Here is a 26596-nt window from a genome sequence, read left to right as displayed (position 1 = left end):
CTATCACAGAGGTCGCGGGGTAGGTCTGTCCACGGAAAGGGGAGGTCCCACGATCAACCGATTTGTGCAACAGAGCCCAGCGACGCATGAAACCGAGCAGGAACCCGGCAGGAACCTTGTCGTTTCCGCGAGACCGGTTGAAGGCCAGGAAGCGGTCCCAGATCACCTGCGTGTCGACGTTCCAGCAGGGCAGGGCCTTCTTTGCCGCCTTGATCAACTCGGCCCAGCAGGTCTGGAAGACGTTCGAGCCAGCACCAATGGTGATCTGTCCTGAGAATACAGTTTTGTTATCTTTATTTCTAGATAGTGATGTGTCGCCTGTGCCTGACTGAACATTCTGCTCTTGCCCCTCTGCGTCAAAGGCAGCGAAACGGAAGAGCCAAGGGGCGAACTTGCCGTTTGGCTTCTCTCGCCTCAGCTCCAACTCGGACGCCTCGAGTTCCGCCAGCAGTTCGGTCAGGTACTGGCGCGAGATGCTCATTTTGGACGCGAGATCCGCGAGCGTGAAGGCGGCCGTCCCGCGCGACAGCCCGTTGTAGCCCTCCTTCCACGCGATGGCGTCGAGGATGACAGTTGCCAGCTTGTGGGCGGAAACGGATAGGTCTGTCTGAGTGATCCTTCGCAAGATCAGGCCGGTCGTAGGTTCCATGGTTGGTGTCTCCTCGAGAGACGACCCCATGCCGAGAGCAAACAACATTCTTGCCAGCAAAAAAACTTTGCTGGTTGCGGAGGTTCGGACAGTGCGCTAGAAGATTCTTGTTCACGGGTTCTTTTAGCGCGGCGTCAGGCTTTTCGGTCTGGCGTCGTTTCCCTTTTTGGGTTCGGTGCACGGTCTCCGGTGCAAGGTGTGCTAGTGGCTGGCCTGCCCGATGGAGGCCCGACCGGGTTCAGTAGCGGACCTCTTCGAAGCCGTAGTTGCCTTCATGATCGCGCCAGTCGACGAAGACCGAGCGGTAACTCACCCAGTTGCAGTGTCCGGTATTGGGCAGATCGGAGGTGGGCGGCACCTGGGCGACGCTGGACCGGGTCCAGTGATAGTCGCCTTGGACCCCATAGGAGCCGAGGCGCGTAGAGTCAGAGCTGATGCAGTCGCCGTCTCGGTTCTGGCGCTGGCTGAACTGGATGTGAAACACGCGGATGCTGCGGACGAAATCGAAGGCATCACCCGAGATGTCGATGTCAGCGCGATCGTCTGACTGGACCCGGACAAGGGGCAGGTGATCTTGCGGGGGGCTAACCTGAGGCGTGTCGCGGAACGTGATGTCGTACAGCCGCTCCATCGGCGAAAGCGGGGCAGGGACGTTGAACGACGCCCCCATCGGACAGCGCCAGATCTGCAAGGGAGGTTCGATCGGCCAAGGCGTGATCCGACGGATGAAGACCGCGCGTGCATGGGCACAGGGTGCGGATGCCGGCCAGCCACCTGCCAGACAAAGCAAGATGGCGCAGTCGACCTGATAGGCCTGCGCCGGCTCGACCGAACCGACGAGGCTCGACACGGTGATGGCTACGGCAGCCGCCGCGGTTCGGACCCTATGCTTCATGACGCCGACTCCCACTATAATAGTGTGGCGATACAAAACAACATGCGCGATAGCAAGGTAATTTCAGCGCGCCGGCTGCGATGTCGTCCCCAGACGGTGGCGCAGATGCCCGCCCAAAGCCTGATTTCGCTTCGACGTACCGATTGGGCACTTACATCCACGATCCGCGCGTAAGCGGCCATTAAACCGGCCAAGTCACCGAGCGCGTTCTCCGTATCTTGTCACGCAATACTATGATAAGCAGCATTTTTGATGGAAGTTCGCACGGCCAGTGAAGTGGCCAAGGAGAAGGTCATTCGATGGTTCGCGACGATGGAGAGACGGTAGGCTTGTTCGAGCCACTCATGGTCTCGGAGGGCTCTCCGGCCCGCGCAGGCTTGAATGATCTCGTGCTCGAGTTGGCGGAGAAGTCCGCCGGCTTCCGCAGCAGCTTGCCCGCTTCAATGGCCGAGGCGCTTGCCGAGCTCGTGCGGTCGATGAACTGTTACTATAGCAACCTCATCGAAGGGCATGACACCCATCCCGTCGACATCGAACGTGCAATGCGGAACGACTATAGTGCCGATCCGAAGAAGCGAAATCTTCAGCTAGAAGCGAAGGCGCACATCGCTGTTCAGAAATGGATCGATGAGGACGGAATGCCGGACCAGCCGACCGCACCCGCGTCGGTCATCGAAGTGCATCGACGGTTTTGTAAACTTTTGCCGCCCGAACTTCTCTTTGTGGAGAACCCAAAGACAGGCGAGAAAATACCAGTTTTGCCCGGGGAGCTGCGCACGCGATACGTTGAAGTTGGACGCCATATCGCCGTAAGCCCCGGTGCCGTCCCTCGTTTCCTCGAGCGGATGCACAAAGCCTACAGTCTACCCGGCAGGATCGAACCTATCCTTGCCGCGGCTTGCGCCCATCACAGGCTCCTCTGGGTGCACCCCTTCCTTGATGGAAATGGTCGTGTTGCCCGTCTCATGTCTTACGCAATCCTACGGAAGACTCTCGACACGCGCGGCCTGTGGTCAGTGGCGCGCGGGCTTGCGCGGCAGGAGGCAGCCTACAAGGAACACCTCGCCGCGTGTGACGGCCCGCGCCGTGGCGATCGTGACGGACGGGGCACGCTCAGCGAGGCCGCCCTTGCCTCCTTCGCGCAGTTCTTCCTGCGCATCTGCGTTGACCAGGTAGAGTTCATGGAAAGCTTGATGCGACCGGACCGGCTGCGCGACCGCATCCTGATCTGGGCAGAAGAAGAGATGCGTGCTGGAGCGCTGCCACCAAAAGCCGATACCGTGCTGAAGGCTGTGCTCTATCAGGGGCAGATCGAGCGCGGAGAGGTCGAGACCATCCTTGGCACCAGTGACCGCACTGCGCGACGGGTAACATCCGCGCTTTTGGAAGCGGGTGCGCTGTCGTCAGAATCGACCCGTGCGCCGCTGAAGCTGGCTTTCCCTGCAAAGTATGCTGGGCGGTGGATGCCGGGGCTGTTTCCCGACCGCGAGGGCTGAGGTTCGCAGGAGCGCAATAGGCGTAGCGCGGCCCATCTTCGTGGTGGTCCGGTAGAGGGGAAGTCCACTATTCCAAGGCGTCCACGAACCGCCCGTATTCCTGGCTCACCTCCCTGGCCTCGACAAACGCCCGCGCCCGCTCCTCGTCCAGGCAACGGAAATACTCCTGCACATCGGCGATGTAGGCTTCGAAATCCCCCCGGATCAGGTCCGCGAAGGCGCGCATGTCTTCGCGTGATGTGGGCACGAACGGGCGCTCCGGCGGGGTGCAGGCACTTGCCAGACTTGCTGCCACGAGCACGGTGCTAAGCAGCACTAGGGGGATGTTGCGCGCACAAGTCATGTGCAGGGCAAAACTCCTTTGCCGCCTTTAAGATCACGATTTTGTCAGCTATCACCGTTATCGGAGCAAGGCGATCTTCGTCAAGTCGATTTAATTGTCTTGCTATCGTTCATGTTGTCTTGTATCGCCCGCGGTGTTGCGACTCCGTGGGCCCGAGACTGCACCCAAGCAGAAAAGGACCTGAAGCGGATGGCCATGATAGAAGAAGCCCCGAATGTGGTTACAGAAGACGGACTGCGCGGCCTCCTTGCCGACGGCTACCTCATCGAGGTGGTCTGCAAGGAAGGGGCCGAGAAGCGCCACAACAGTTGGTACGGCGCCTGGGTTATACGGGCAGTTGCTCCGGACGGGCGCGACGACAAGATGCTCGTCACCAGCCGCAGTGTCCTCAAGCTGCGCGATTTCAAGACCATCGTCGGCCTTGTCAGCTTCCTTGCCGACATGGGCTGCACGACCGCCAGCATCCCGCTCGTCGAGGGTGCCCGCGAGCGTCACGCAGCCCCCGGACGGACATCCGAGCCAAGGACCGGCCCGGTTCTGGTCAAGAACAACTGACTGCGCGTTTGCGCTCGTCGTTGCATTGGGTACAGGCGTTTGTTCCGCGCCCCTGGCCCTGGCCGACGGTTTCATCTTCCAGGTCAGTCCCGATGGCCGACTGATCGACACAACTGATACCACGAGCAACTTGCGCTCGTTCACCGGTGACGACGACACCCAGAATAGACTCCTTCCAGATCGTCTCTTTCTCTTTGCAGCACCGCAGTCCCGTGGGGATGATGCTCCCCTGAGCGATGTGACAGCTGCCGCAGCGATCGCCCCGCGCGCCGTCCGCGCCTCCCCCGAAATCCTCCACGCCATCGAGACCACGGCGCTGCGCTACGGCAGCCATGACGCCCTGCGTCAGGCAGGTCTGTCGGTCAGCGATTGGGCGTTATTCTACCGCGCCAATATCGAGGTCGAGAGCGCGTACAATCCTGGCGCCTTGAGCCCGGTCGGTGCCATCGGGCTTGGCCAGCTGATGCCCGATACCGCGCGCGATCTCGGCGTCGATCCCCATGATATCGCCCAGAATCTCGATGGCTCGGCGCGTTACCTGCTGATGATGCTCGAGCAGTTCGGCGATCCCGCGCTGGCTCTCGCTGCCTACAATGCCGGTCCCCATGCGGTCACCCGCCACGGCGGCATTCCCCCCTTTCGAGAAACCCAAGGCCATGTGGCCCGTGTGACAGCCGTGTTCCAGCGGCTGAGAGGAGACCTTTCGTGACGTCCAAATCTTCCTTTATCGCGCTCGGCGCGATGGCCCTCATCGTGCTGGCGGGACCGGCGCTGGCCCAAAGCATCGACCTGTCGCCGGTGCAGACGCTGCTGCAAGGCATCGTCGACGCGATCACCGGCCCCTTGGGTATCGTGATCGGCACGCTAGCCCTGATCGGCGTGTTGGGTTCCTCTATGGCAAGGAGCGCAGCCTCGAAGGCCTGCGACGCGAACGGAACGCCGCGCTGCGCGATGTGGTGGCCTCCGGCGACATCGACGCCGCCCTGCGGTTCTGCGTCGAGAACAAGCTCAACATGATCGTCTCGGGGGGCACCTCAACCGGCAAGACTGTGGCGGCGCGCAAGATCCTCTCTCTGATCCCACCCGAGGAGCGAATCATCACCATCGAGGAGGCGGCAGAACTGCGCCCCGAGCAGCCAAACGCCGTGACGCTGATTGCTGATCGCGACACCGAAGCCCGCAGCGCGGATGTGCTTCTGGCCTCCACCCTGCGGATGCGGCCCGACCGGATCGTGCTGGGCGAGGTCCGTGGCCGCGAGGCCATGACCTTCCTCGAGGCGATCAACACCGGCCATGGCGGCTCGCTCACAACCCTGCATGCCGAAACCCCGCAACTGGCCGTCCGCCGTCTCGCCATTGCCGCGCTCAAGACCGATGTGCCGATGACCTATGCCGACATGGTAGACTACATCGAGGGCTCCATCGACGTGATCATCCAGGCCGGTCGCCATGACGGCGCCCGCGGCATCACCGAGTTCTTCCTGCCGGGGCAGGCGCGACATCCAGATCAGAACACTGCCGGAACCGGAGCCGCCGAGCGTGCTGCGGTCGCGGCCGAATGAACCGAAAGGAAATCCCCATGCTCAAGATCACCCTCGCCGCAGCTGTCACCCTGCTGGCCGCGCCCCTCGCGGCCCAGACTTCGCCTCAGGTCACGAGTGACCTCACTGTGACCATCAAGCCCCAGCAGTACCGGATCTGCAACGATAGGCCCGCACGTCCGGCCTGGATGGATGAAGTCCACCCGCGTGAGGCCTACAAGGCGCTGACGTTGATGCGGCTCTACGAGTTGCGGTCCTGGGAGGCGATCAAGGCAACTGGCGACTGCGGCTGTGATGTCCGCTTCCCGTCATGGGATGCTGCCGCCGCCGAGTACGAGGAGCGGTTCGCGACAAGCACGCAGGCGGAGCATAGTCAAGCGCGCCTGGCCATTCGGAACGAGCAAAACCAGATCGCCCGCGACGTCCAGGACCTCTGCGAAGCGCAAGGCAACTGGTAATGAGCATTGTCAGCTGGATGGTCGGAACCGCCGATGGCTTCCTTGCCGATGCCGCCGAGTCCCAGTTCGGGGCTGTGTCGAGCAATACCGGCACGATCGTCCTCCTGATGGTCACGCTTTCGCTGATCGGCGTCTGCATCAACATGGCCTTCCAGTTCCGCAGCATGGATGGGGCTAGCTTCTTCTGGTACCTGATCAAGCTGACGCTGATAGGTCTCTTTGCCTTCAACTGGGCCAACTTCAACGCAGTTGCCAATGCCGTCATCGGCGGGCTCGACTACGTCGCCGGGGCCCTGATCTCCTCGGTTGGCGGCGGCGGGGCAGGGGCCACGTACTTTGCCGCCGAGTTCGATGATCTCATCACGGAGTTCAGCCAGTACCTGAACGCTATCGGTAACAACCTGAACTGGATGACTGGCGCGATCCTCGGCGGAATCGGCCTCGTGTTGCTCAGCCTCCTTGGCTTCATGACCGGCATCGTCCTCATCTTCGCCAAGATGATGCTGACCCTGATGCTCGGCCTTGCACCGATCATGATCGCGCTGTCGCTCTTCGATGCAACCAAGGATTTCTTCCACAGATGGGTCTCGACGACGATCAGCTACGCCTTCTACCCCATCGTCATCGCCGCCATGTTCTCGACCGTCGTCGGCATGGCGAATTCGCTGCTGGCCCAGCTCGGCGATCCGAACTCAGCCACCAACATCGGCTCGCTGGTGCCGTTCTTCGTGATGGTGTTCCTGGCCAAGGGCTTCGTCGCGGCAACACCCCTGATCGTGCGGGGGATTTCGGGGAACCTAATGGTGGCCGCGGCACCCGCGATCGTCAGCGGTTCTGCAGGAGTGCTGCGGGGGCTCGTGAATACCGCAGGTGTGCAAGGCAGGGCGCGGATCGGAGCGCTGACCACGGGTGAGGCGATCGGGCGGGGGGCGGTGCAGGCCCCTGCAGCTGTGCGGAGCGCCGCAGCGACCGCGAGCGCACAGGTGGTCAGGATGGCTGAGAGAGCAAAGCGGTTGGGGCGGTAAAATCCAATGCGCCGCCGCCATGATGCCTTCTCGTTGATGCGAAGGGCGGAAAGCAGCCCTTGGCTTGTGAAGAAACGACGTCCGCTTTCCGGGTCGAGTCAGAACTGCGGTTCAGTTCCCTCTTCTCACCGGACCTGTATGGAATCGAGATAGGCGATCAGTGCCAGGACCTCGTCATGCTCCAGCACGAACTCCGGCATTTCGTGACTGACCATGATCCCTTCTGCCAGTGCCTCTTCCAGGCTCTCGATCGGATAGAGCCTGCCAAGGAAGCGGAACGGTATTGCCCGAGGATTGGGGCTGTGATCCTCGGCGGTGACGCCGTGGCAGCGGGCGCAGTTCTCCTGCACCAGGGCAGAGCCATCGCCTATCGGGTCGGCACTGACCGGGGCCGCAAGGACAACCAGCGCTGCGGCGAGGTATCGCATCATCTCTGCGCCTCCCGTGCGTTCAGAAGGAACTGGTAGCGGGTTATGTCTCGAAAACTGAGGCAACAGCACAATCGGACCCAAACCGAGATAGACGGATGACGCATGAAGTTTGGGCGCTTCTGCGCTGTTGTCGGTGCAGATCTGCGCGCTCGTCAACCGCTTGGCCCTGCGTATTACCGCGTCACCCATCATTTCCGATGCTCCTGCAACCCGAGTTCTGCCCGGATCCAGCCGAAGGCGTAGTCGCCCATCGGATCGTCACCATGCCGCCTGACGCGGGGATTTGCCCCCCAAGGCAGGGATCGCCGCGATCGCTGTGGAAGATGCAGCCCCGAAGCGGGGACCGCGGGGCGATGGACATTTTCAGTGCCCGGATCGCCAGATCGCGTTTCATGCGGTTGCTGACGGCCCAGCATGATTACGTGCCGCGAAAGCCCACTCGTCAACGCGATCCGCACCGCATCCCTGCAAAATTCATCCGTCCTGCCTGTGTCCATGGTTCATCTCCTTTGCTGCACATTACGTGATCAAAGCAGCGGCACCAATCCGCAACAGGTCCAGGCACATCGCAGGAAGGTGACGCGCTCCGCACGTTGAGGAACGTCTGATCAACGGCTTTGGCTGCGCCAAGATGGCCGCGTGACTCGTTGTGCCACCCGAATACCTGCGTCCGTAGACTGTTTTCGTGCATTTCGAGCCGCCTGAGCGGCCCTTTCGTGGGTTTCAGGCAGGCTCGTCCTCATGCCATCAGCCTCCGTCGCACCAGGAACAGGTTGCCGAGGGCGAAGAGTGTGAACAGCTGGGCGCGGTTCTTGGCGAGGCCGCGGTAACGGGTCTTCACGTGGCCGAACTGACGCTTGATGATGCGGAAAGGATGCTCGACCTTCGCGCGCACCATGGCGATGATCCGGTTGATCCGTTCGTCGACCGGGTGCAGCGAGCCACCCTTCGGGGCCTTGCGCATGACGCCCCAGACCTTGCCCGGCCCCGCGAATGCGGCCTCCCGGTCGGCGCTGACATAGCCCTTGTCGGCCCAGACCGAGGTTTCTTCGCCGTGCAGCAGTTCGTCCCAGACCTGGCTGTCGTGCAACTTGGCGGTCGAGGTTTCCAGACTGTGGGTCACGCCGCTGTCCGCATCCACGCCGACATGTGCTTTCATGCCGAAATACCAGTCGTTGCCCTTCTTCGTGGACGACATCTCGGGGTCGCGGGCCTTGGCCTTGTTCTTGGTCGATGACGGCGCGTCGATGATCGTCGCGTCCACCAGCGTGCCCGAGCGCAGCGTGATACCCTTGTCGGCCAGATGGGCGTTGACGTCGGCAAAGATTGCCTCGGTCAGCCCGTGCCGTTCCAGCAGGTGCCGGAAATTCAGGATCGTGGTCTCGTCGGGAATGCGGTCGTCACCCAGTTCGATCCCGGAGAACCGACGCATCGCCTCACTGTCGTATAGGATTTCCTCGGCCATCGGGTCGCTCAGCGCATACCAGTGCTGAAGAAAGTAGACCCGCAGCATCGTTTCCAGCGGCATCGGCGGGCGCCCGCCCTTAGGTCCGACCTTGGGGTAATGCGGCGCGATGAGCGCCAGCAGCCGCCCCCACGGAACAACCGCCTCCATCTCCGTCAGGAACTGCTCGCGCCGCGTTACCTTCTTCTTCATCGCGTCTCGAAGACCGGGAAAGGCAGGCTATTTCGGCATCGGCGGGGCTCCTCGTCGCGCCCCGCAAACCCTATCAGATCACGCCAAAACGCGCAGGTTTTTCAGACGTTCCTTGAAGCTTCCATTGGACGGCTCCGCCGTAACCACCGATCTCCGGGCCCAGTCTTCTGTCGAGGATTCGCGGGCGGATTGATCCACGTCATTGCTAAATTCTTAGCATCTGCAAACATTCTCAAATCTCGGAGGACGGTCGGTGTGGACTTGGCAATCAAGATCGTCCCTGCCTCGGCCGATCGCGGGGTGTGATATGAGCGAGATAATCACGTTGAGTTGGCCCACGGGAAAAGGAGCTTCGGAGATCGCGTTGCGTACTGTCGTGGCGGCACTCTTCTGTCTATCAGCCAGTGTCTCAGGCACGGCTCCTCTCTGGACGGTCATGCTCGGGTTTGCGTCCGGCCTGGCGCTATACATCCTCTGGCCGAAAGCCCGGTTCCCTGCGGGGACAAGCACGATGCACCGCGGCAGCGCGGTCATCGGGCCGGACATCATCGGCGTCGGGCTGCTTGCCCTGTTCGTGGCGCTTCCGGTCTGGATCGGCCGGGCCGAAGGCGCCGAGGGGCTGCACGGTTCGGCGCTGCTGATCTGGCCACTTCTGCCTGCGCCACTGGCCCTGCTGTTCGTCGCGGCGTCAAACGCCTGTTTCGGGCTTTGGGTCGGTCCTGCCGGGCTGAGCATCAGCAGCCTGCGGAGAACCGAACGGATAGGCTGGGACGAGATCATCGGCTGGCGGCCCTGGCGGCGCGACCGGTTGAGGGTATTTCGTGCCGTGGCACCGTTCCTGCCGCCGGGTGCTGCCGGTGCGGTGCTGCTGGCGCGGGCCAGCACGGGGGTCGAGATTGTGCTACGGACCGGCCGCAGCCGGCGCCTTCCCCGGGAAGGGTTCGAAAACGGGCTTGCCCGTGTCCAGCGCGCACTGACCGAACGCGGCCTGCCAAGGCTGGAGCCGGCACATTGAGGAGACGCATCTGACGATGAAAGGTTTTCTGGCCATGACTCTTCTGCGGGCGTTCTGCCTGGCGGTCTTCCTTCCTGCGGCGGCTTGGGCGCAGGCGCTGCACACCTTGGGCGAAGCCGAGGCGCAGGTTCCCGCCGACTGGGCCGAGGCGGGCCGGCGGGGTGATCGCGAGGTCGATTTCACCGGTCCCGGCGGGGCTTATCTGATGGTCCGCTGGTGGTTCCCGGACGAGCCGCTGACTGGCCACGATGGAGAGCTGTCGGCCGAGACGCGCAGCTTTCCTGCCGGGCCCGCGCTGGTCAGGCAATCGCGCACCGGGCCGCTGGTGCAGGTTACCATCGCGTTCGAGAGACTGAACCGGAATGGTGAACGGCTGCTGCTGACGGTGGGAGGCAGCGATGCCGATCCGCAGGCGCTGGAGGCGCTGCTGCTGCCGATCGCCGAGTCGGTGCGATTTGCCGGCGACCCGGCCTCGGCCGCGACGGTCGTGCCGCAGGCTTCGCCGGGCACCGCGGCATCGGGCGGCCGGAACCATCACGCCGAAGGTGGGTTTTCGCTGGCCATTCCGGCGGGCTGGACCATCCATCCGGTCAGTCCTGACGAGGGGCATGGTCTGGTGGCGCTGTCGCCGGCGGGTGATGCGCTGCTGCATGTCGCGGTGTTCGATCTGGCGACGGCCGACACGGTGCTGCTGTGGTGGGACCGTTTTCTGGCCGAAACCGCAATCCCCACCGATATCCTCGGCGAAAGCCATGATCCCTTCGCCGGGATCGAGGGGGTGGCTGTCACGCTGGAGGCCGAGGTCTATCCCTTTGCCGGCATCACCCTGCCGTTCCGACGTGGCAATGCCTGGATCTTCACCGGCAGCGCGTCGGAGGGCAACGTGATGCTGGCTTCCCTGCACGCCGCCGACGCACCGCCCGCCTTGCGGCAGGAACTGGCGGACATGGCGGCGAGCTTTGCCTTCGGTCAGCCGGCGCCGACAGCAACAGCCGAAGCGCCCCCTCCCGCGCCCGCACCTGCCGCCCCCGCGGCGGCGCTGTCGGCGGCCGAGACGCTGGCGCTGGTGGCCAGCGGCTTCGAGGGCGGATGCACCGCGCGCGACGTGGCGGGCGATGCCTTTGCCGGTGCGCTGGCCGCGATGGCCCTTGCGCCGCAGGTGGTGGCGGGCTGCGCGGCTGGCACGATCGAAGCGGCCGTCGTCTCGCTGCCGCAGGACCCGCGCCAACCGCAAGCCGCGATGCTGTGGCTCCGAGCATTGACGGCGGCGGGTGGCAGGGACGTGGCGCTGGCCGACCCCGCGCGCCGCCTTCTGGTCCTGCTGCGTGCCGATGGCGCCGCCGGGTTCCGCATCGAGGTTGCGGATCTGGCCGCTACAGCGCCCGCCGCGCATGCTGCTGCCGAATCCACGGCCGAGCCCGCAGAGCCGCCGGGCCAGCTGTTCGCGGGCGTGGAATCCCCCGACTGGGCGCTGCATCTTGCGCGGCGCGGGCAGGCGGAGTGGACCCGGTTCGAGGGCGGGGCCTTTGTCGCCGAGGTGCCGGCCGGCCCGGATTTCCGCGTTACGGGCTTGCGCACCACGGCGCCGATAGTGCGGCTGCCTTCGGCATCGGACGGCTTTGCCACGCGGCTGTCGATCGACCTCGACACCGCGCGGCTGGACAACATCGTCATCGCGCTGGTTGAACCGGGGCTGGAAGACCAGCTTGACTGGCACGACCACGAAGTCTGGCTGGCGGTGGAACGGGACGGCGATGTCGTGCCCGAACTGGTGCTTGCGGTGCAGCAGAAGATGCAGGGCCGCATGCCGCTGCCCGACGCGACGGCGCTTGCCGGCCTGCAGATCGAGATGCGGCCCGACGGGCTGATCCTTGTCTCGAACGGTACCGGCGCGGTGCTGCTGGAGGGGCGGCTTGCCGCCCTGCCGGGCGATGGCCCCTTCCATCTGCAGATCTCGGCCACCGCGCCGTCGGGTGAGGTTTCCGCACTGCTGGCCCTGCGCGGTGTGCGGATGGAGGATGTGGCGGTCGCCGCCGATGCCGACCCGGGCGCGCTGTTGGCCGATGCGCCCCAAGAGGTGGAGCTGTTCGACGGCCGCACCCCCGGCCCGCATTTCGCGCTGCACGGCCCCAAGGGCTCGGCCCCGCTGATCAGTGTTGGCGACGGCCTGCACGTTGACGCCGCGGGAGCAGCGCTGCAGGGCCTCGGGCTGTTTTCGCCTGAACCGGTCATCTGGCTTGACCGCTTCGGCCCCGGCGCCAGCGCCCGCCTGCGGCTGGAGTTCGACCCGGCTGCGACGCAGGGGGTGCAGGTGGCGCTGGCGGCGTCGATGTCCTACGCCGATCAGGAGCCGCACCGCCCGCGCGCCCTGCTGCACTGGCGCAAGGTGGGCGATGCGCATTACCTGACCCGCACCATCGACACGGCCGAACCGCTGCACGCGGTCGTGCCAGGCATCCCCGCCGTGGTTGATCTGGTGCTGACGCCCGAAGGGGTGCAGATCGTGGCCGAAGGCTTCCCCGACGACGTGCTGCCCTGGCCCGTGCTGCAATCGGGTGCCGGCCTGCGGCTTTATGTGCTGGCGATGGGCGACCATGACAGCCAGGCCGCGCAGATGGCCATGCGCCGGATTACCCTCTTGCGCATGCCCGCCGCACCCGCGGTTGCCGACGACCTGCCCCCCTCTGCCCTAGAGCCGCTTCCGGTGGTGCGCCTGTTCCCAGATCCCGCCGCCCCTTGGGAAGGCCACGGCGTCGCCGGCCTGACCTTCGAAGAGGCGGGGCAGTTCACCGCAGATGGCGCGGTGGTGGTCCTAGCGCCCGAGGGGTATCAGGGCGGCCGCGCCGGGGTGCTGTCGTCGGCCCCGGTGGCGGTGCTGGACCGTCGGCTTGACCGCACGTCCTATCGCCTTGACTTCGCCTTCGATCCTGCCGCCACGGATGGCGCATATGTCACCCTGTCGCAGACGCCCCAGCCAGACATGGACGACAGCGGCGAGATCTTCATCTCCCTCGTTCGGCAGGCGAAGGGGCGGCTGGCGGAGGACTGGCTCTTGCATGTGCAAGGCGGGTTCTACGCCACCTGGACCCGCCGCATCCCAGCGGCCAAGATGGCGGGCTGGGACGGGCGGCTGACCCTGCGCATCGACAGGGGGGCCGCGACCGTCTCGCTGCCTGGCATCACCGATCTTCACGCGCCCGATTTAATCGGGTTTCGCAAGGGCGTGTCGCTGTTCGCCACCGTCCAGTCGCGGTCCTTCGATCCTTATGGCGCCGCGAAGATGACGCTGCGGTCTGTGGACGGCGGCTGGATCACCCCGTCAGGCATGACGGCGCGGTCGCGGCTGCTGCTGATGGGCACCAAGGACTTCGACGCCGAGGAATATGTGCGGTTGTTGCGCGCCGAGCTTGAGGAGACCGTGCCATGACGACCCGTCCCCGCCTTGCCCTCGCGGCCCTGATCGCGCTGGCGCAGCCGGCGCTGGCGCAGACCGCGGCCGATCCGGCGAACATCTTCGGCCTGCCAGGCGATGGCGGCGCGGCGGGCATCGAATCCGGCACGGCGGTGATCGACGACTCGGCCGCCGTGGCCGAACTCGCCCCGCTGCGCCAACGCTTTGCCGAGTTTCGCGCCGCGGGCTTTCCGCTGCCGGATGTGGCCGATCTTGACGCCTACAATCCCGAAACCCTGCTTCAGGCGGCGCGGCTGATCGAGGGGCAGGACGATCCCTGCACCGCAGCGGCCGACCTATCGATGTTCCTGAACGCGCGCATCGCTGATACCAACCTGCGCGACAGCCTGGGCACGGTAGACCGTCCGCTGTGGATGACGACGAAGGTTCTGGCGACCATGACGCTGCCCGATCCCGTGGGGCTGGGCGGCGACATGACCGACTGGCTTGCGGGGCTGAAGAACCGCTTCTCCCATATCGGCCCGCTCTACAACGCCTGGCAGTCCGCCGGGATCGTCAAGGAGCACTGGGGCGACACCATCGCGGTCAAGCACGGAAACTGGGCGCAGCAGGTCTATGACGAGGCCCGCCGCGAGGACTGGTCCGCCGAGGAGATCGGCACCGAGATCGTCAACCTGCAGGCCCAAAGCAACAGGATCCTGGCCGAGATCAACCGCGACACCACCGCCTTCGAGGCTGCCGTCAAGGCCGAGGAGGACCGCCACGCCGCCGCAGACGCCGAACAGGACGCCGCATATCAGGCCAAGCTGGCCGCCATCGCCGAGGACGAGGCCACCGGCGGCGAACGCAAGCGGCGCGAGAAATGGCTGCGCGAACATGCCGAAAGCGGCGAGCCGAAACCGGGCATGGGCCGGGTCATCGACCCGACGCGCGATCCGTCCGGGATCAGCAATGAATGGGCGATCACCGAAACCGAACCGGGCGGCCTCTACTACCGCGAGGAACGCGCGCGGGCGTTTCAGGAACTGCAACTGCGCCGCATTGCAGAAAAGCTGCAATACGAGGCGACGCTGACCAAACTCGGCTTCGATTTCGACATGACGATGGAGGATCGGCTTGAAACACTCGCCGAGCTGCAGGTCGAGCGAGAGACGCTACACCGGATGAACCTGCCGATGGCGAACGGCAACTGCAAGGACATCGCCAAGCCGGGCAAAGTCAAGGAAAAGCTGCCCGAGATCGGGATGGAGACGCTGATCGCCCTGCCGCATGACGAACTGCTGAACGTGCTGAGCGTGCTGAAGATCCTGCCGCCGGACGACATGATGACCTGCATCTGTCAGCGTGCAGCCTATGGCCAGATGGGCACGACGCAGATCTACCACCCCGACACCTACGGCGAATACGACGCGCGGTATGCCTGCAACACGCCCGGCCCTCCCTGCATCGTCTCGGGCTATGGCTGCACGCGCAACCCGCTGCCCTCGAACCCCGCCTTCTGGAAAGACTGCGCCATCGGCACCGACATGGACGGCATGACCGTGCCGGAGGCGATCATCGAGCGATTGAACAACGGCGAATGACCGGCCGGCGCAGGAAAAAGGATCCCGTAATGACCACACAAGCAACCCGTCTTGCCTGCACCACCGCGGTGGCCCTTGCGCTGTCGCTGGGCCTTGCCGCGCCTCTTGCGGCCCAATCGTCGACCGACACCGTCGCCATCGCCCGCAGCGAGGTGCCGGGCGATTGGTCGGCGCAGATGTTCCGCGGCATCGCCTTCGCGCTGCCCCCCGGCTGGCAGGAAATGGGCCGCAGCGACGAGAACGTGATCTACTTCGGCGGCGATGTCGCCACCCGCACCGGTCCCGGCTTCGGCCTGATGCTGGAAGACGACCCGGACCAGACCTTTTCGGGCAGCACGATCGTCGAATTGGGGCAGGTGACGTTCGAGAACGGGCAGGTCTTCCGTCGCATTTCCTCTTCGGTCACCGAATCCGGCGTGGAGATGTGGGCCGAGATCCTGATCTCGAAGGTCCCGGTGTCCGGAGACGATCATCTGGTCATCGTGCAAAGCGCCTATGGCGACGCACTTGACCCGTATCGGTCGGTGCATGCCGGCATCCTCGCCTCGCTGGACCTGCCCGCGCCGGGGTCCGTGCTGCGCGAGCCGGTGCTGGGCGGTGCCTTTGTCGCCCCGGTCGAAGGCACATGGGACACGAAAAGCCACAGCGACGACGAGGTGCTGACCTACGAACAGCGCGACCTGGCCGGCGAGGTCACGCTTTACCGCTATGCCGCCGATCCGGCAACGGGCCATTTGAACAGGTGGTATCTGCCGTCGGATGTCGCGGGCCAGCCGGTCACGCTCATGGACCAGCCGGCGCTGCTTTACGAATGGACCCAGCGGTCGAACCGGTTCTCCGACGGCAGCGACGCCGATACCACCACCCGCATCTTCGTGTTCGAAACCTGCCTGCCGGGCCCCGATACGCTGGCCATCGGGTTCGAGGGGCTGCCCTCGTTTTACCGGTCGGAACAGGTGGCGCAGCTTGTGGACGCGATAGAACCGGCGCGCGGCGATGCCGCTTGCGGCGCGGCGAACCTGCCAGCCGGGGCCGTTGCCGGTTCCCCGGGAGCCCGCCCGGACGGGCTGGCGGGTTTCCAGGCCGTTGGTGTGCCGGCCCCCACCGCGCCGGCCGCAAAGGCCGAAGGGACGGCGCTGAATGGCATCCTGACCTACAGCGCCCGCGAGGGATGGATCGCCATGTCGGGCGAGGGCACGCTGACGCTGATGCACCCGGACGGGCGGGGGGTGGTCACGGTGGCGCGCGGCGCCGCGGTCCTGCCGCCAAACGGCCTCGCCGCGCTGGTGCCGCCCGGCCGCCTGCCCAGTTTCTTCGGCGACTATTACATGGAGTGGACCCAGTTCGGCTGGCCCTCGACTTCGGCCGAGTTCATGGACAACGGCCAGCCGGTCACCGGCTGGCACTTCCTGAACATCTCACGCAACTGCCTGCCGGGGCAAGAGCCGGTGGCGTTGTATTGGGCCGGGATCAACAGGTTCCTCAGCGGAGACACGCTGCGCGACTTGCTGATGGGCCTGCGGTTCAACTGGCCCGAGGGGATGGAGGAATGCGCCCTGAAGGATGCGGGAGTGGGCGCCGCCCTCTCTGGCCTGCCCGCAGAGCCCGCGCCCGAGCACTCGGCCGCGCCCGAACCCGCGCCCCAACCCCAGCCGCCCGTCGCCGCAGAGGCCGAACTGCTGCTGCCCCCGCCGCCGCCCCCGGTCATGCCCGTAGAGGAACCGGCCGAAGACCCGGACGCCTTCATCGAAGGCGAGGCCGGCTACACGCTTTACCGCAACGGGCGCTATGGCACCTTCATCGAATACCCCGCCAGCTACTTCCGCGCTGAGCCGCCGCCGGACAGCGGCGACGGCCGCACCTTCGTGTCGGCGGACGGCCAGTCGCAGTTCTATGTCTTCGCGCAGTACAACGCCCTTGGGCTGACACAGGACGAGATGATGCGCCAGGATATCGAACAGGGTGGCACCGACAGCGTGACCTACCGCAAGTCGGGCGAAGGCTGGTATGTGCTGTCGGGCTATGGCGATGGGGGCGTGATCTACTACCGCAAGGTCATCCTCGATCCCTCGGGCCTGGTTCAGGTGTTCGAGATCGCCTATCCGCCGTCCCTGAAGGAGGCGTTCGATCCGGTCGTAACCTACATGGCCAACAGTTTCGGCCCCGGAACCTCGACCGGCGACTGGACCCAAGGTGTCGATCCGGCCTGGGATGACGAGGTCACGAAAGAACCTGTTCGGGTGGACCGCCTGACGAGCCCCGCCCGCGGCACAGACTTGCGCAAGGCGCTGATGGCGGCCGCGCGCGGACCCATCGAAGCGGAAATCGGCCTAAGCATCGTCTTCGTCGCCTCGGTCCTGCGCACCGACGGGACCTGGGCCTATCTGCAGGCCGTCCCGCACAACCCCGACGGCAGCAGGATCAACTGGGCGAATACACCCTACGCCGCCGAGATGAAGAAGGGCGTCATGAGCGATACCGCCATGGTCCTGATGCGGAAGGTGCAGGGGGAATGGACCGTCGTCGACCACATCTTTGGGCCGACCGACGTCTACTGGCTGAACTGGGCCAATGCCTACGAACTGGACGAGGCGCTGTTCACGCCCTGAGGCCAGCGTCGCCAGACGCGGCCTTGCCGGCACATTACCTGTGCGCAGGGGCTGGTTCCCGGTCCTTGAACCTGACCGTTGCCGCCCCGAAATCGGCTTCTGGATACTGAAACGAAAGGAAATCGACATGGAAAGAGCGCCCCCCGGACCAGAGACGTTCCCCGTCATGAAGGGCAAGGTGGCGATCGTCACCGGTGCCGCAATGGGCATGGGCGAGGCGACGGCGCGACTGTTCGCCCGGGCGGGCGCCAAGGTCGTGCTGACCGACTTCAACGCCGAGGTGGGCGAGAAGGTTGCGCAATCGATCCTGGACGCCGGTGACGAAGCTGCCTTTGTCCGCACCGACGTGTCGATCTCCGACGAGGTGAAGCAGACGGTGGCCTTTGCCGTCGAACGCTTCGGGCGCCTTGACGCTGCGGTGAACAATGCCGCGCTGAGGCCCGACAACGCTCCAGCCGCCGAATTCGACGAGGCTTACTGGGACCGGCTGATGTCGGTTGAAACCAGCGCCCATCGTGCCGTCGCGCTAACCAGGAAGGTCGCGCAGTTCGGCGGGAACGACATCGGTGCCTAAAACTGAGGCATGGGTTTGCAGCGCCTTGGCTATGCGAAGTCACAATGTTCCTTGCACCATGACAGGCAATGCACGTCGATCTAGTGACGCTCGGGTTCACCGGCTCTTGCAACCGGGTAGCGGCCTTTGCCCGAGTTTGGAGGGCTGATCGACAGCGTGAGCAGCAAACGGTGGACGCGGCACCGTCGTCCCTCTGACAAGCCTTTGCAGAACACCAGATCAGCGGCTTCTTCGCTTTGACCACGGATTGACCGGGGGACCATTGCAGTGGGCCCGGCCGGTGGCGCTGCCCAAAGGACTGCGGCCCGGCCCCGTGCGTTTGCGCATTGGGCCGGGCCGCAGTCCGGCATCACTGCCGGTAGATCGAATAGATCACCAGATAGGCGCTGCCCTCTTCCTCACTCACGATCATGGCCTCTTTCTCATAACCGAGAGCCATCGAGGGCGAGAAGGTGATATAGCCCATGGAGTCGCTGCCAAAGGTGTCATCTTCCCAGAATTCCAGCCGGATATCCCCGGTCAGCGGCGCTGCATAGCCGGTTCTGATGTCATCCCCGGCATCGGCATCGGCATAGTCCCGGTTGGCGGGCCAGATCTTTGTGTCATTCACGGTGATGAACAGATCGTCCGCCCCTGCGAACAGGTTATCGAGCCCTCCAAGGATCGCCTTGCCGAAATCCGTCGATCCCGACATTTCTCCGCCAAAGTGGGTATCGGAGTTCAGAGCGAGCACGGTGGCAGTGCTGATCAGCATGATGGCGCCTTCGCCGAGGGGCACTTCGTTCAGGGGTTCCAGGGCCACGCCGCCGACGATGGCGGCGACATACCGCGCGGCGTCATTGATCCCGCCCGCAGGCGAAACGCACAGGATACGGTCGATGCGCAGCCATGTCGTGCCTGATGGCATCGGATCGGGCTGGACGTCGCTGCAGCGTTCCAGATAAGGCCTAGCGTCCACTACCAGACACCGTCCCGTGAAGGCATTGACGAGGCGGCCCTGACTGTCACGGCTCCATTGCTGGTTTTGCCCGCCGTGGCATTCGTGAACGGTCACGCTGCTGAGAGACTTGGCAAAATTCGCATCGAGGCAGACGCCTGTTGCACTGTTGATGATCTGCTGACCAACGAAATCCCATTCTTCAGGGCGCCCGATTTCACTGCGGGCGCAGTGCATCGACCCAAGTCGATAGTCGTCCGACTGGAACCATCCGTTGTCGTAGACGTAAACGGCGAGACATTGTGACCTGAAAAAATCTCCGCTGTTGTTGGTTCTTATCATCTCGGCCTGTGCCGGGCTTGCGGCAAAGCTTGGCAAGGCCAGGGCAAGGGCCACGAAAATGGCGTGTATCATGCGTTTCATGATGTTTTCCGATATCTGAATGCCCGGCCATCAACCGGCGGGGCGCATTGCGTGATGGATCGCGCAGGCGTCAGTTGCCTGCAAAATACGAAACGGCGCGGCCGTTGAGCGGCTGGATGTCACGGGCATTTTCGCCACTGGCTGCGGCGATCATCGCGTCGATCTCCGACTGCGCGACAGCGCCCGGCCGGCCAAGGACGAACCAGTCAACCCCCTCGCGGCAGCCCTGCGCCGGTGTGGTCAGCGACCCGGAATAGCTGACATAGGCCGCGCCGGCGAGATCGGTGAAATCGGCGTCCCAAATGCCGCCGACATACCAGACCGGCGCGGTGATGGCGGGGTCCACATCCAGCAGGATCGCCACGATTGCGATCTTTTCGCCAGCAGTGCCGGCATTCTGGCGGTAGACCAACTGTTGTTCCGCCGCAAAGGCCCGCCCGTCGATCCTGTGTTCGGACGGGGCGTGCAGAACGACCTGATCCAGGGTGTAGGTGCCCAGGCCCGGGAATTCGGCCGTCAGCCCCGCCTCGACCAACCCGTAGGTGGTCAGCCCGTAGCCGGAAGAGATGATATCGACGGTGGCGGTGCGATCCTCAAAAAGGATGGGGCTGGCCGAGGCAGTGTCGACCAGATCGTCAGTCCGCACATCGACCGGCGATTGCTGATCCATCCCGCATTGTGGCGCGATGGCCGCCCAGGCATCCTGATCGCCATAGGACCAGTCGATATTGCCCAGCGTCATCCCCACCCTGTTCACCAGCCAGGCGGAATCGCGGGCAAAGAGATCGCTGCCGTCATTGGCCTGCGCAGAAAGGACAAGGTTGGAATGCCGCAGGACCCTGCCCGGATGGGCCACCGATTCCAGCATGTCGTGACCGGCGGCAAATTCGCCGGGCAGCCGGATTTGCCGGAACTGCGCGGCAGGGTCTTCCCCGCTCGCGCCGCCGAACCGGGCGACGAAATCGGTATCGGGATCGACGATCAGATACTGCCCGGCCTCGTTCCTGATCGACAGGGCCTCGCTGCCATCGGCCAGCAAGCGAAATTCGACAAAGAACGAGGGCTTTGGCTGATCCAGCGCAAGTTCGCCGATCATGGCGGTGCCCATCTCGTCCGCGTAAAGGAAATGTCCCTGTTCGGTGTTTTCGGTGCAGGGATTGCCCCCGACCGAACAGGCCCTGACCGAAAACCCCGATGCGGCGTCGGTCATGGCCACAACGGTCGTGTCGCCCTCGACCCAGAGGTCCTCCGTGGACGCGGCGTCCAAATCCCCAGCGGCGACCTCATCCCCGGCGGGTGCATCCTCTGCCACCTCAGCAACGTCGTCCTGCGGCGCGGCTGGTTCGATGGGCGCGGCGGCGACCTGCTCTTCTGCAGCGACCACGTCCCCGGCGGGGGCGGTCGCCTGCGGCAGGCCGTCAGTGATCTGACCGCCGATCATCTTCCAATTCTGCCCCGCGACATTCTGGCAGGCATCCATGAAGGCCGCGCCCTGCAGAACCGAATCCGGCCCCACGCTGTTGCCTTCAAGGCAAAGGTCTGGCCCGGCATATTGGTTCTGCAACACCATCACGTCCTCAGACAGGGGCGTGGCCACCCATCTTTGTCCGGCGAAATCTCCGCATGGCGCCAGATGGGCGCCGCCGCCCAGGTAATCTTCCTCGACAATGCCACGTCCGCCTTCAAGGCAGAGTGTCGAATCAGCCGCGGTGCGAAGTTGAAAATAGCTGCCGTCGGCGGCCGGCAAAGCCTCCCATTGCTGCGACGGAAGGCCGGCACAATCGTTCTGGAAGGCAAATCCGCCCGGATTCCCATCAAGACATTTGCCAGCATCCTCAAGCCAGGTGACGACAAGGCCAAAGCCCCCCTGCGGCACCTCCTGTGCGATTGCAGAGCCAGCGATACCCAGTCCGAAGGCTAAGGTGACGGTGTTGAGAAGACTTTTCTTGCAGTTCATCGACGGTCCTTGAAATCGAAGTTTGCAGTAGACAACGTGAGGTAACGGGTCCCCGGCACGATGCGCGCACGCGATCGATATGCCGGGATCGCCCTGTCCTTAACACTCAGAAAAGGCCGCTGACTTCGGCGCTTTGCTTGAACTTGTCATAGGCGCAGACCACGACGCGGTCGGCCGGGGCTCCCTGTTCCGGCCCGACCATCACGGCAAAGGCGTAGGATTCGGAACCATAAGGATCGACGTTGATCGTGTTCACCGTGATCATCCCGCCGACGGCGTTCAGGCAGGCCTGCCGGACGGCGACCTCAAGCTCTACCCAGGCGTCATCGCTGGACGCCTGCGCCTGCTGGGCGAAGGTCATGATGGTTGCCGCAAAGCAGGCGGCGCGTGTCAAATGGCGGTGCCGTCCCAAAAGTCCGGTCATGGGTGGTATCCTTCTTTTCCATGATTGAAGTCTGTTCTGCCCGCAATCCACAGGTAGGGGCCGGGGGCGCCCTTCCTTGCACGGGATATGGTTGGAATTGCATTTGGACTGGGCCGCAGCATTGGGCGGCCCGGTCTAGGTAACAACATGTTGCGCCCTGCGCCTATGCCTTTGAATGAATGCTGCAAGTAGCTCTCTCTGATTGAAATCACGCACATTAAGAGCGAGCAGGCTGACCTTTCTGTCAATCTGGATTCACGGCAAAATCGGAGGTTGATATCCGATAACAATCGGGAAATTGTAACCACTACAAAGCTGGTCCGCCCATTTCTGACGGCCCTTGTACAGTGCTTTCGCGATGACGAGGCGCGGGCTGGCGGCCGCGGTGATGATCACCTTTTGCACCTAGCGACCTCGACGGTCGGCTTTTCCCAGACGAGCGCAAAAAGTTCCTCGCGCGACAGTTCCTCCTTGCCCTTAATTCATTCCTCGAAAATGCCAAGAAGGGACGCCCCCCACTTTTCTTAAAGTTCCCAGCCCAGATTCCTGTCGAGTTCGCGCTGCCTTTCCAGTTCAACTTGGTGCTGCCGCCTGCGTTCTTCGTCCAGTTCCTGCTCACGCTCTTTCTGGCGGGCCTTTTCCCGTTCTTGGTCTTCGGCTCTTGTTTTGCCCAAGACATCGGCAAGCCTGCTGCGTGTATCCCGCCCGCCCTGCCCCGGCTTGTGATCATGTTCCTCGCCCAAATCACGCCCTGCAATACGCGCCAGGCGCTGCTTGACCTCGTCGGGGTCCAGTTCCTTCGCCTGCCGCCCTGCGGCGGCGCGCAGCGCGGCCAGCCCGGCGCTGACATGGCCGCGGCCCTCTTCCCGGGCCTCGGCCCAGGCGTCACGCGCCAGCTCCAGCCGCTCCCGCATTTCGGCAAACATGGCCTTGGCCTGGCGCACCGCATGCACCCGCGCCCCCCTTTGGGTCAGCGGTTCATAGTCGCGACCCTCGGCCTCGGCGGCCAACTGCTCGCGGCGCTCGATGGCATTGGCGGCGGGGCCAAGCTTCAGCTCTGGCTCGCGGTCCAGCTCCTCGGCCTTCAGCACGTCACCCAAGGATAGCGCCTCTTCGCGTTGCACCTCCAAAGACCGATGATCGACGCGCTCCTCCTGCCCCGCCAGCTCAAGGGCGTGGTTTTGCAGCTCGGCCCAGTAGCCGCGCATGGCCTCGATCTCCGGCCCGCCCGTGCTGGCGGCGTCAAGAACGCGGGTCTTGTCAGTCAGCCCCTCGGCGGACAGAACGCGGGTGGTGGTCAGGATATGGGCGTGATGGTTGCGCTGATCGCCCTCGCGGTGCGGGGCATGAATCGCCACATCCGCCGCCACCCCATAGCGCTCGACCAGCTGCGCCGCAAAAGACCGCGCGATGCCGATCCGCGCGGCGTCCGATATCTCGGACGGCAAAGCCAGCTCCCATTCGCGGGCGGTCACCGAGTTGGATCTGGTCTCACGCGCCTCGGCAGCATTCCACAGCGCGGCGCGGTCCTGCGCCCATTCGGGTGCATCAACGGGGGCGAGAATGAAGCAGGCCTCGACCCCGCGCTTGGCGGTGTAGTCATGCATGCGGCCCTCCCGGTCGCAGGCGATGACGGACGCAGACCGATAGGCCGCCGCCGCCGTGGCGGACCGCCCGGCGCTGCGTTTGATCGTCTTGACGGAAAGGTGGTAGCTGGCCATGGCCGCGCCCTACCGATCCGGCGATGGGCAAAGGCAGGCGGACTGCCAGGCATGCAAACAGGCAGACATGCAAACAGGCAGGCTGTCTGCGGGCCATCCGGTCGAGCAGGCCAGCGCGCGAACTGGCCGACATGCAGCCACGCCGAGAGGCGGGCGATCATGCTGCCGGGCATGCGCGGGACCATCGCCAGGATGGGCCACAGTTTGCCGGACAAGCGCAGCGCGGCAAACCCGATCCGGCAGACAGTCCCGCCCTCGGGACAGGCGGAACCGGATCGCCCGCTGGCACGGGCACCCTCGCGGAACCGCCCCGCTCTCGGGGCCAGTTCCAATGAGGGCGGCAGGGACAGCGGGGCGCGATCCAACCGCGAAGGTTGGCCAGGATGGGTTCGGGAAGGCGGGACACTCTTCCTGATCCGGCGCAACAAGCGCCGGACTGGGGACGTCGTCGGCGGGGGGCCATGCCCCCGAAGAGACCGCACGCAAATCTCGGAAGCGCCGCAGGCGGTGGAGAGTTTGCATAAGTGCGCCCTTAGGGGCGCCGATTTCTGCTTAGTGTTGCGGTCGGCTCCCGAACTGAACGAACTGCGCAGTTTTTCGGATTGGGGACTGCCTGAAGAGGCGCTACTCGCGTAGCGATTGAGTGCGAAGGAAGACGCCCGTCAGCCAACCTTCAGGGCCGTGGCGCCCATATCAGCAGGAACTCCCTCCGCCTACGAAATGCTGCTCGTAGCGCTTCCGTCGGTGAGGGCGGAGAGTCCAAAGCCTCGAAGAATGCCTGATGGTCGCATGGCTTCAAGTTCGTGACCTCCGCGCTATTTTCGTCTGCCGGTTTCATTTCTTCGGCCCCCCAAAACGCATTCGCCGTTACTCGTCAGCCGACTGCCGTAATCGAGTAGTGCGGTGTCCCATCCCAAACAAGATCCCAAGACGCGCCCGGCCGGACGTTCTGGATCGCATGGGGCTCGAAGCACACGAGGCAATTCCCGCCCGGCGCGGGAGCCCGAACTGAGGGGTAAATCAAGCCCCGCGATCCACCCCGACGGAGATGCAGGGCGAGGCTTTGGCCCTCGGGATATCCGACAGCCGGATCGGGATGCAGAGCCGGATGACCCGGCTCGTCGGTCATGTTTTCGAAGATGCCAATGAAATCCGCCAACAGTTCCACATAGCGAGCGCTGTCATGAAAACTGCCGGTAAAGCCGAGTTCGCGTGTTCGGTGCCAGGCCACTTCGCTGACGGACACCATCACGTCCCAAGCGCAGTACCAGGCACCGCGCTCCTCGGTGTTAAAACGGTTTCCGCCGGCGCGGGTGTAGGTGAAGGCGGCGTTGACGTGACTGTCGCCATAGATGCGCAGATCGCGGCTCCGGCGTTGCCACGCAAGCTCGCGCGGGTCCAAATGGGGATTGCGGCCACGTTCGGCCAGAAGGCGGCCGCTGGTCAGACCCTCGATCTCTGCGAGGATCTCCATCTCGTCATCAGAATCGACAAGACCGCGCAGCGATGGGGGTTTGTGGTAGGTGGCGGGCAGGAGGCGAACGAGACCGCGATCAGAAACCTCGGTCTGCTTCATGCCCCACCACGCAACGCATCAAGATAGGTTCGCACCGCCAGGATCTGCGGCAAACCCCCGTCAATGGCAGTGTCGACGGGACGGCTGCCTCCGAACAGCGGACCGGTGTTCGGCCGGGTAAACCAGCTTCGCGCGAGCGGCTCAGAGAAATAGAGCTCGAGCGACTTGTAAATGCCGATCACAGCACTGAGCCGCAGCAGTTGATCCTTGGTTAGTTCCCCCGCAAAGTCGGGCTTCTTGGCGCGCTTCCATGTGCTCTCCGACATGTCAGCAAGGCCAGCCGCTTCCTTGAGGTTGAGACCCCAAGCGTCGGCCACGCGGGCATAGGCTTTCAACGCGACTGAGTTGATCTCAGCAGGTTCCCGGATTTGCTCTGCGACTTGCATGTCGTCCTCCATCGTTCCCAACATAGTTCATATGGCCTAATTGTAAAGATCAAATGAACTGTGTGCGCGCTCACACGAACCGCCGCCCGGCTTCAGTGAACGTATACTCGTTGACGACGATCCCCTCCTCGATGGCCTCGTCCGAGGTCAGGTGCTCGTATTCGGTCTCAAGCTGGCGGTAGAGCCAGCGGGCCAGATCACGCAGCGCCTCGGTCACGATCTCCTCCGCGTCCTCGGTCGGCGGTTGCCAGGTCGGGCTGTCGCGGATGACGTCCACCGACATGGTGTATTCGTGGTAGTAGCGGCCCCGATGGCTGACCTCGGCGGCGAGCTGGTAGAAGTTCCGCCGCTGGATGGCCTGCAAGCGGTCGGCGATGCCGTGCAGCGTCGCGTCCTGGGGCGCATAGTCCCGGATGCGCGCGGCCGCGCCCTTGGCATGGGACCAGTATCCCTCGAAGCAAGCGCCGTCGCCCTGGCTCCAGAACCCGGAGAACCATATGCAGGGCTTGGCCCGCGTCCCCCCGCCCATCAGGCGGACGGGCGTGGTCTTCAGGCGGATGCCGAGGATCTCGCAGACCCGCTCGAAGTCCTCGTAGACCGCGTCCCACCAGTCGTCGTGGGGACCAAGCTCGCGATACCAGCTGCGCGCCTTTTCCTTGGCGGCCTCCGAGAGTTCGGGGAACTGGTAGACGGTGGTGCAGATCACCTCAGGCATCGACATCCTCCCCGTTCAGTGCAGCGGCCAGCCATTCCTGACTGCTCGTCCAGCCGATGGACTTGCGCGCGCCGAGATCGATCACATGCGCGCCGCCGCCGAAGGCATCGAGGCGCGGCCGGGAGCAGGTCAGACCATATTATGCCGGGATCAGGATTATGCCGCATGGCCCTCCAGTCGACGAGAAGCATCGACTTGGCATACTGCCAGACCA

General features: G+C 64.2%; 27 protein-coding genes. 13 read left to right on the top strand and 14 right to left on the bottom strand.

Annotated features, from left to right (window positions below; translation table 11 throughout):
- The coding region (locus tag HS053_RS21075) for a hypothetical protein (RefSeq protein ID WP_241699972.1) at positions 1-649 on the bottom strand (649 nt) is incomplete at its 3' end.
- Positions 650-887: 238 nt separating this feature from the next.
- Positions 888-1544: a hypothetical protein gene (locus HS053_RS21070; protein WP_174213206.1), complete on the bottom strand. Its 657-nt coding sequence runs from the start codon at positions 1542-1544 to the stop codon at positions 888-890.
- 299 nt (positions 1545-1843) lie between these two features.
- On the opposite strand from HS053_RS21070, the gene HS053_RS21065 reads away from it, so the two are divergent.
- Positions 1844-3040 carry a Fic family protein gene (locus HS053_RS21065; protein WP_174213205.1) on the top strand — a complete coding sequence of 399 codons (1197 nt, stop codon included), beginning with the start codon at positions 1844-1846 and terminating at the stop codon, positions 3038-3040.
- Positions 3041-3107: 67 nt separating this feature from the next.
- On the opposite strand, the gene HS053_RS21060 is transcribed toward HS053_RS21065, so the two are convergent.
- Entirely contained in the window at positions 3108-3383 is a 276-nt protein-coding gene (locus HS053_RS21060; protein WP_174213204.1) for a hypothetical protein, read from the bottom strand.
- 189 nt (positions 3384-3572) lie between these two features.
- On the opposite strand from HS053_RS21060, the gene HS053_RS21055 reads away from it, so the two are divergent.
- From HS053_RS21055 to HS053_RS21030, 6 genes are read left to right on the top strand one after another with little or no spacing between them, the layout of a single operon-like run.
- A complete protein-coding gene (locus HS053_RS21055) occupies positions 3573-3938 on the top strand; it encodes a hypothetical protein (RefSeq protein ID WP_458358913.1) in 366 nt (121 codons plus the stop codon).
- A gap of 25 nt (positions 3939-3963) precedes the next feature.
- A complete protein-coding gene (locus HS053_RS21050) occupies positions 3964-4647 on the top strand; it encodes a lytic transglycosylase domain-containing protein (RefSeq protein WP_241699971.1) in 684 nt (227 codons plus the stop codon).
- 32 nt (positions 4648-4679) lie between these two features.
- Positions 4680-4955: a TrbC/VirB2 family protein gene (locus HS053_RS22440; protein WP_241699975.1), complete on the top strand. Its 276-nt coding sequence runs from the start codon at positions 4680-4682 to the stop codon at positions 4953-4955.
- The gene (locus HS053_RS21040; RefSeq protein ID WP_347233363.1) at positions 4895-5500 is read left to right on the top strand and encodes a CpaF/VirB11 family protein; all 606 of its coding nucleotides are present in this window, start codon (positions 4895-4897) and stop codon (positions 5498-5500) included. The genes HS053_RS22440 and HS053_RS21040 overlap by 61 nt, the downstream gene beginning before the upstream one ends.
- A gap of 17 nt (positions 5501-5517) precedes the next feature.
- Positions 5518-5937 carry a hypothetical protein gene (locus tag HS053_RS21035; RefSeq protein ID WP_174213203.1) on the top strand — a complete coding sequence of 140 codons (420 nt, stop codon included), beginning with the start codon at positions 5518-5520 and terminating at the stop codon, positions 5935-5937.
- Entirely contained in the window at positions 5937-6962 is a 1026-nt protein-coding gene (locus tag HS053_RS21030) for a TrbL/VirB6 family protein (RefSeq protein WP_174213202.1), read from the top strand. Before HS053_RS21035 ends, HS053_RS21030 begins: the two co-directional genes overlap by 1 nt.
- Before the next feature lie 125 nt (positions 6963-7087).
- On the opposite strand, the gene HS053_RS22220 is transcribed toward HS053_RS21030, so the two are convergent.
- Both HS053_RS22220 and HS053_RS21020 read right to left on the bottom strand, forming a co-directional pair.
- Complete coding sequence (locus HS053_RS22220) at positions 7088-7585, bottom strand: c-type cytochrome (protein ID WP_206677658.1); 498 nt, start codon at positions 7583-7585, stop codon at positions 7088-7090.
- 547 nt (positions 7586-8132) lie between these two features.
- Positions 8133-9050: an IS5 family transposase gene (locus tag HS053_RS21020; RefSeq protein WP_174213201.1), complete on the bottom strand. Its 918-nt coding sequence runs from the start codon at positions 9048-9050 to the stop codon at positions 8133-8135.
- A gap of 511 nt (positions 9051-9561) precedes the next feature.
- Between HS053_RS21020 and HS053_RS21015 the strand changes: the two genes are divergently transcribed.
- The 5 genes from HS053_RS21015 to HS053_RS20995 all read left to right on the top strand — a co-directional run bounded on the left by HS053_RS21015 (position 9562) and on the right by HS053_RS20995 (position 18243).
- Positions 9562-10065: a hypothetical protein gene (locus HS053_RS21015; protein ID WP_107325432.1), complete on the top strand. Its 504-nt coding sequence runs from the start codon at positions 9562-9564 to the stop codon at positions 10063-10065.
- A 16-nt stretch (positions 10066-10081) separates the two neighbouring features.
- Entirely contained in the window at positions 10082-13492 is a 3411-nt protein-coding gene (locus HS053_RS21010) for a hypothetical protein (protein WP_174213200.1), read from the top strand.
- The gene (locus tag HS053_RS21005; protein ID WP_174213199.1) at positions 13489-15060 is read left to right on the top strand and encodes a hypothetical protein; all 1572 of its coding nucleotides are present in this window, start codon (positions 13489-13491) and stop codon (positions 15058-15060) included. Before HS053_RS21010 ends, HS053_RS21005 begins: the two co-directional genes overlap by 4 nt.
- Before the next feature lie 29 nt (positions 15061-15089).
- The gene (locus HS053_RS21000) at positions 15090-17669 is read left to right on the top strand and encodes a hypothetical protein (RefSeq protein WP_174213198.1); all 2580 of its coding nucleotides are present in this window, start codon (positions 15090-15092) and stop codon (positions 17667-17669) included.
- Between the two features lie 127 nt (positions 17670-17796).
- Positions 17797-18243: an SDR family NAD(P)-dependent oxidoreductase gene (locus HS053_RS20995; RefSeq protein WP_174213197.1), complete on the top strand. Its 447-nt coding sequence runs from the start codon at positions 17797-17799 to the stop codon at positions 18241-18243.
- Between the two features lie 349 nt (positions 18244-18592).
- Here HS053_RS20995 and HS053_RS20990 read toward each other — a convergent pair whose 3' ends face one another.
- Together HS053_RS20990 and HS053_RS22615 are read right to left on the bottom strand one after the other, a co-directional pair.
- Positions 18593-19603, bottom strand: a complete 1011-nt coding sequence (locus HS053_RS20990; RefSeq protein ID WP_174213196.1) for an RICIN domain-containing protein — start codon at positions 19601-19603, stop codon at positions 18593-18595.
- Between the two features lie 70 nt (positions 19604-19673).
- Positions 19674-21200, bottom strand: a complete 1527-nt coding sequence (locus tag HS053_RS22615) for a carbonic anhydrase family protein (RefSeq protein WP_174213195.1) — start codon at positions 21198-21200, stop codon at positions 19674-19676.
- 36 nt (positions 21201-21236) lie between these two features.
- Between HS053_RS22615 and HS053_RS20980 the strand changes: the two genes are divergently transcribed.
- A complete protein-coding gene (locus HS053_RS20980) occupies positions 21237-21524 on the top strand; it encodes a hypothetical protein (protein WP_174213194.1) in 288 nt (95 codons plus the stop codon).
- 142 nt (positions 21525-21666) lie between these two features.
- Here HS053_RS20980 and HS053_RS20975 read toward each other — a convergent pair whose 3' ends face one another.
- The 7 genes from HS053_RS20975 to HS053_RS20945 form a co-directional block, all read right to left on the bottom strand.
- Complete coding sequence (locus tag HS053_RS20975) at positions 21667-21984, bottom strand: hypothetical protein (protein WP_174213193.1); 318 nt, start codon at positions 21982-21984, stop codon at positions 21667-21669.
- 255 nt (positions 21985-22239) lie between these two features.
- Positions 22240-22389, bottom strand: coding sequence for a hypothetical protein (locus tag HS053_RS20970; RefSeq protein WP_174213192.1), 150 nt, complete (start codon positions 22387-22389; stop codon positions 22240-22242).
- A 119-nt stretch (positions 22390-22508) separates the two neighbouring features.
- Positions 22509-23705 (bottom strand): MobQ family relaxase, encoded by a 1197-nt coding sequence (mobQ, locus tag HS053_RS20965; RefSeq protein WP_174213191.1) that lies wholly within the window; start codon positions 23703-23705, stop codon positions 22509-22511.
- Between the two features lie 673 nt (positions 23706-24378).
- Positions 24379-24543: a type II toxin -antitoxin system TacA 1-like antitoxin gene (locus tag HS053_RS20960; RefSeq protein WP_174213190.1), complete on the bottom strand. Its 165-nt coding sequence runs from the start codon at positions 24541-24543 to the stop codon at positions 24379-24381.
- 36 nt (positions 24544-24579) lie between these two features.
- Complete coding sequence (locus HS053_RS20955) at positions 24580-25281, bottom strand: RES family NAD+ phosphorylase (RefSeq protein WP_174213189.1); 702 nt, start codon at positions 25279-25281, stop codon at positions 24580-24582.
- Positions 25278-25679 (bottom strand): MbcA/ParS/Xre antitoxin family protein, encoded by a 402-nt coding sequence (locus HS053_RS20950; protein ID WP_174213188.1) that lies wholly within the window; start codon positions 25677-25679, stop codon positions 25278-25280. The genes HS053_RS20955 and HS053_RS20950 overlap by 4 nt, the downstream gene beginning before the upstream one ends.
- A gap of 58 nt (positions 25680-25737) precedes the next feature.
- A complete protein-coding gene (locus HS053_RS20945) occupies positions 25738-26382 on the bottom strand; it encodes an antitoxin of toxin-antitoxin stability system (RefSeq protein ID WP_174213187.1) in 645 nt (214 codons plus the stop codon).
- Positions 26383-26596: the final 214 nt, after the last annotated feature.

The sequence above is a fragment of the Tabrizicola fusiformis genome (genome assembly GCF_013328815.1).
Classification (GTDB): domain Bacteria; phylum Pseudomonadota; class Alphaproteobacteria; order Rhodobacterales; family Rhodobacteraceae; genus Fuscibacter.
This window is presented reverse-complemented; position numbering and strand designations above follow the sequence as displayed.

Excerpts from the sequence above, each read along its gene's own strand:
- HS053_RS21070 (WP_174213206.1), bottom strand. The coding sequence starts at position 1,544 with ATGAAGCATAGGGTCCGAACCGCGGCGGCTGCCGTAGCCATCACCGTG.
- HS053_RS21065 (WP_174213205.1), top strand. The coding sequence starts at position 1,844 with ATGGTTCGCGACGATGGAGAGACGGTAGGCTTGTTCGAGCCACTCATG.
- HS053_RS21060 (WP_174213204.1), bottom strand. The coding sequence starts at position 3,383 with ATGACTTGTGCGCGCAACATCCCCCTAGTGCTGCTTAGCACCGTGCTC.
- HS053_RS21055 (WP_458358913.1), top strand. The coding sequence starts at position 3,573 with ATGGCCATGATAGAAGAAGCCCCGAATGTGGTTACAGAAGACGGACTG.
- HS053_RS22440 (WP_241699975.1), top strand. The coding sequence starts at position 4,680 with ATGGCCCTCATCGTGCTGGCGGGACCGGCGCTGGCCCAAAGCATCGAC.
- HS053_RS21035 (WP_174213203.1), top strand. The coding sequence starts at position 5,518 with ATGCTCAAGATCACCCTCGCCGCAGCTGTCACCCTGCTGGCCGCGCCC.
- HS053_RS21030 (WP_174213202.1), top strand. The coding sequence starts at position 5,937 with ATGAGCATTGTCAGCTGGATGGTCGGAACCGCCGATGGCTTCCTTGCC.
- HS053_RS22220 (WP_206677658.1), bottom strand. The coding sequence starts at position 7,585 with ATGATGGGTGACGCGGTAATACGCAGGGCCAAGCGGTTGACGAGCGCG.
- HS053_RS21020 (WP_174213201.1), bottom strand. The coding sequence starts at position 9,050 with ATGAAGAAGAAGGTAACGCGGCGCGAGCAGTTCCTGACGGAGATGGAG.
- HS053_RS21015 (WP_107325432.1), top strand. The coding sequence starts at position 9,562 with ATGCACCGCGGCAGCGCGGTCATCGGGCCGGACATCATCGGCGTCGGG.
- HS053_RS21010 (WP_174213200.1), top strand. The coding sequence starts at position 10,082 with ATGAAAGGTTTTCTGGCCATGACTCTTCTGCGGGCGTTCTGCCTGGCG.
- HS053_RS21005 (WP_174213199.1), top strand. The coding sequence starts at position 13,489 with ATGACGACCCGTCCCCGCCTTGCCCTCGCGGCCCTGATCGCGCTGGCG.
- HS053_RS21000 (WP_174213198.1), top strand. The coding sequence starts at position 15,090 with ATGACCACACAAGCAACCCGTCTTGCCTGCACCACCGCGGTGGCCCTT.
- HS053_RS20995 (WP_174213197.1), top strand. The coding sequence starts at position 17,797 with ATGGAAAGAGCGCCCCCCGGACCAGAGACGTTCCCCGTCATGAAGGGC.
- HS053_RS20990 (WP_174213196.1), bottom strand. The coding sequence starts at position 19,603 with ATGAAACGCATGATACACGCCATTTTCGTGGCCCTTGCCCTGGCCTTG.
- HS053_RS20980 (WP_174213194.1), top strand. The coding sequence starts at position 21,237 with ATGGGCGCCGCCGCCCAGGTAATCTTCCTCGACAATGCCACGTCCGCC.
- HS053_RS20975 (WP_174213193.1), bottom strand. The coding sequence starts at position 21,984 with ATGACCGGACTTTTGGGACGGCACCGCCATTTGACACGCGCCGCCTGC.
- mobQ (WP_174213191.1), bottom strand. The coding sequence starts at position 23,705 with ATGGCCAGCTACCACCTTTCCGTCAAGACGATCAAACGCAGCGCCGGG.
- HS053_RS20960 (WP_174213190.1), bottom strand. The coding sequence starts at position 24,543 with ATGAAACCGGCAGACGAAAATAGCGCGGAGGTCACGAACTTGAAGCCA.
- HS053_RS20955 (WP_174213189.1), bottom strand. The coding sequence starts at position 25,281 with ATGAAGCAGACCGAGGTTTCTGATCGCGGTCTCGTTCGCCTCCTGCCC.
- HS053_RS20950 (WP_174213188.1), bottom strand. The coding sequence starts at position 25,679 with ATGGAGGACGACATGCAAGTCGCAGAGCAAATCCGGGAACCTGCTGAG.
- HS053_RS20945 (WP_174213187.1), bottom strand. The coding sequence starts at position 26,382 with ATGCCTGAGGTGATCTGCACCACCGTCTACCAGTTCCCCGAACTCTCG.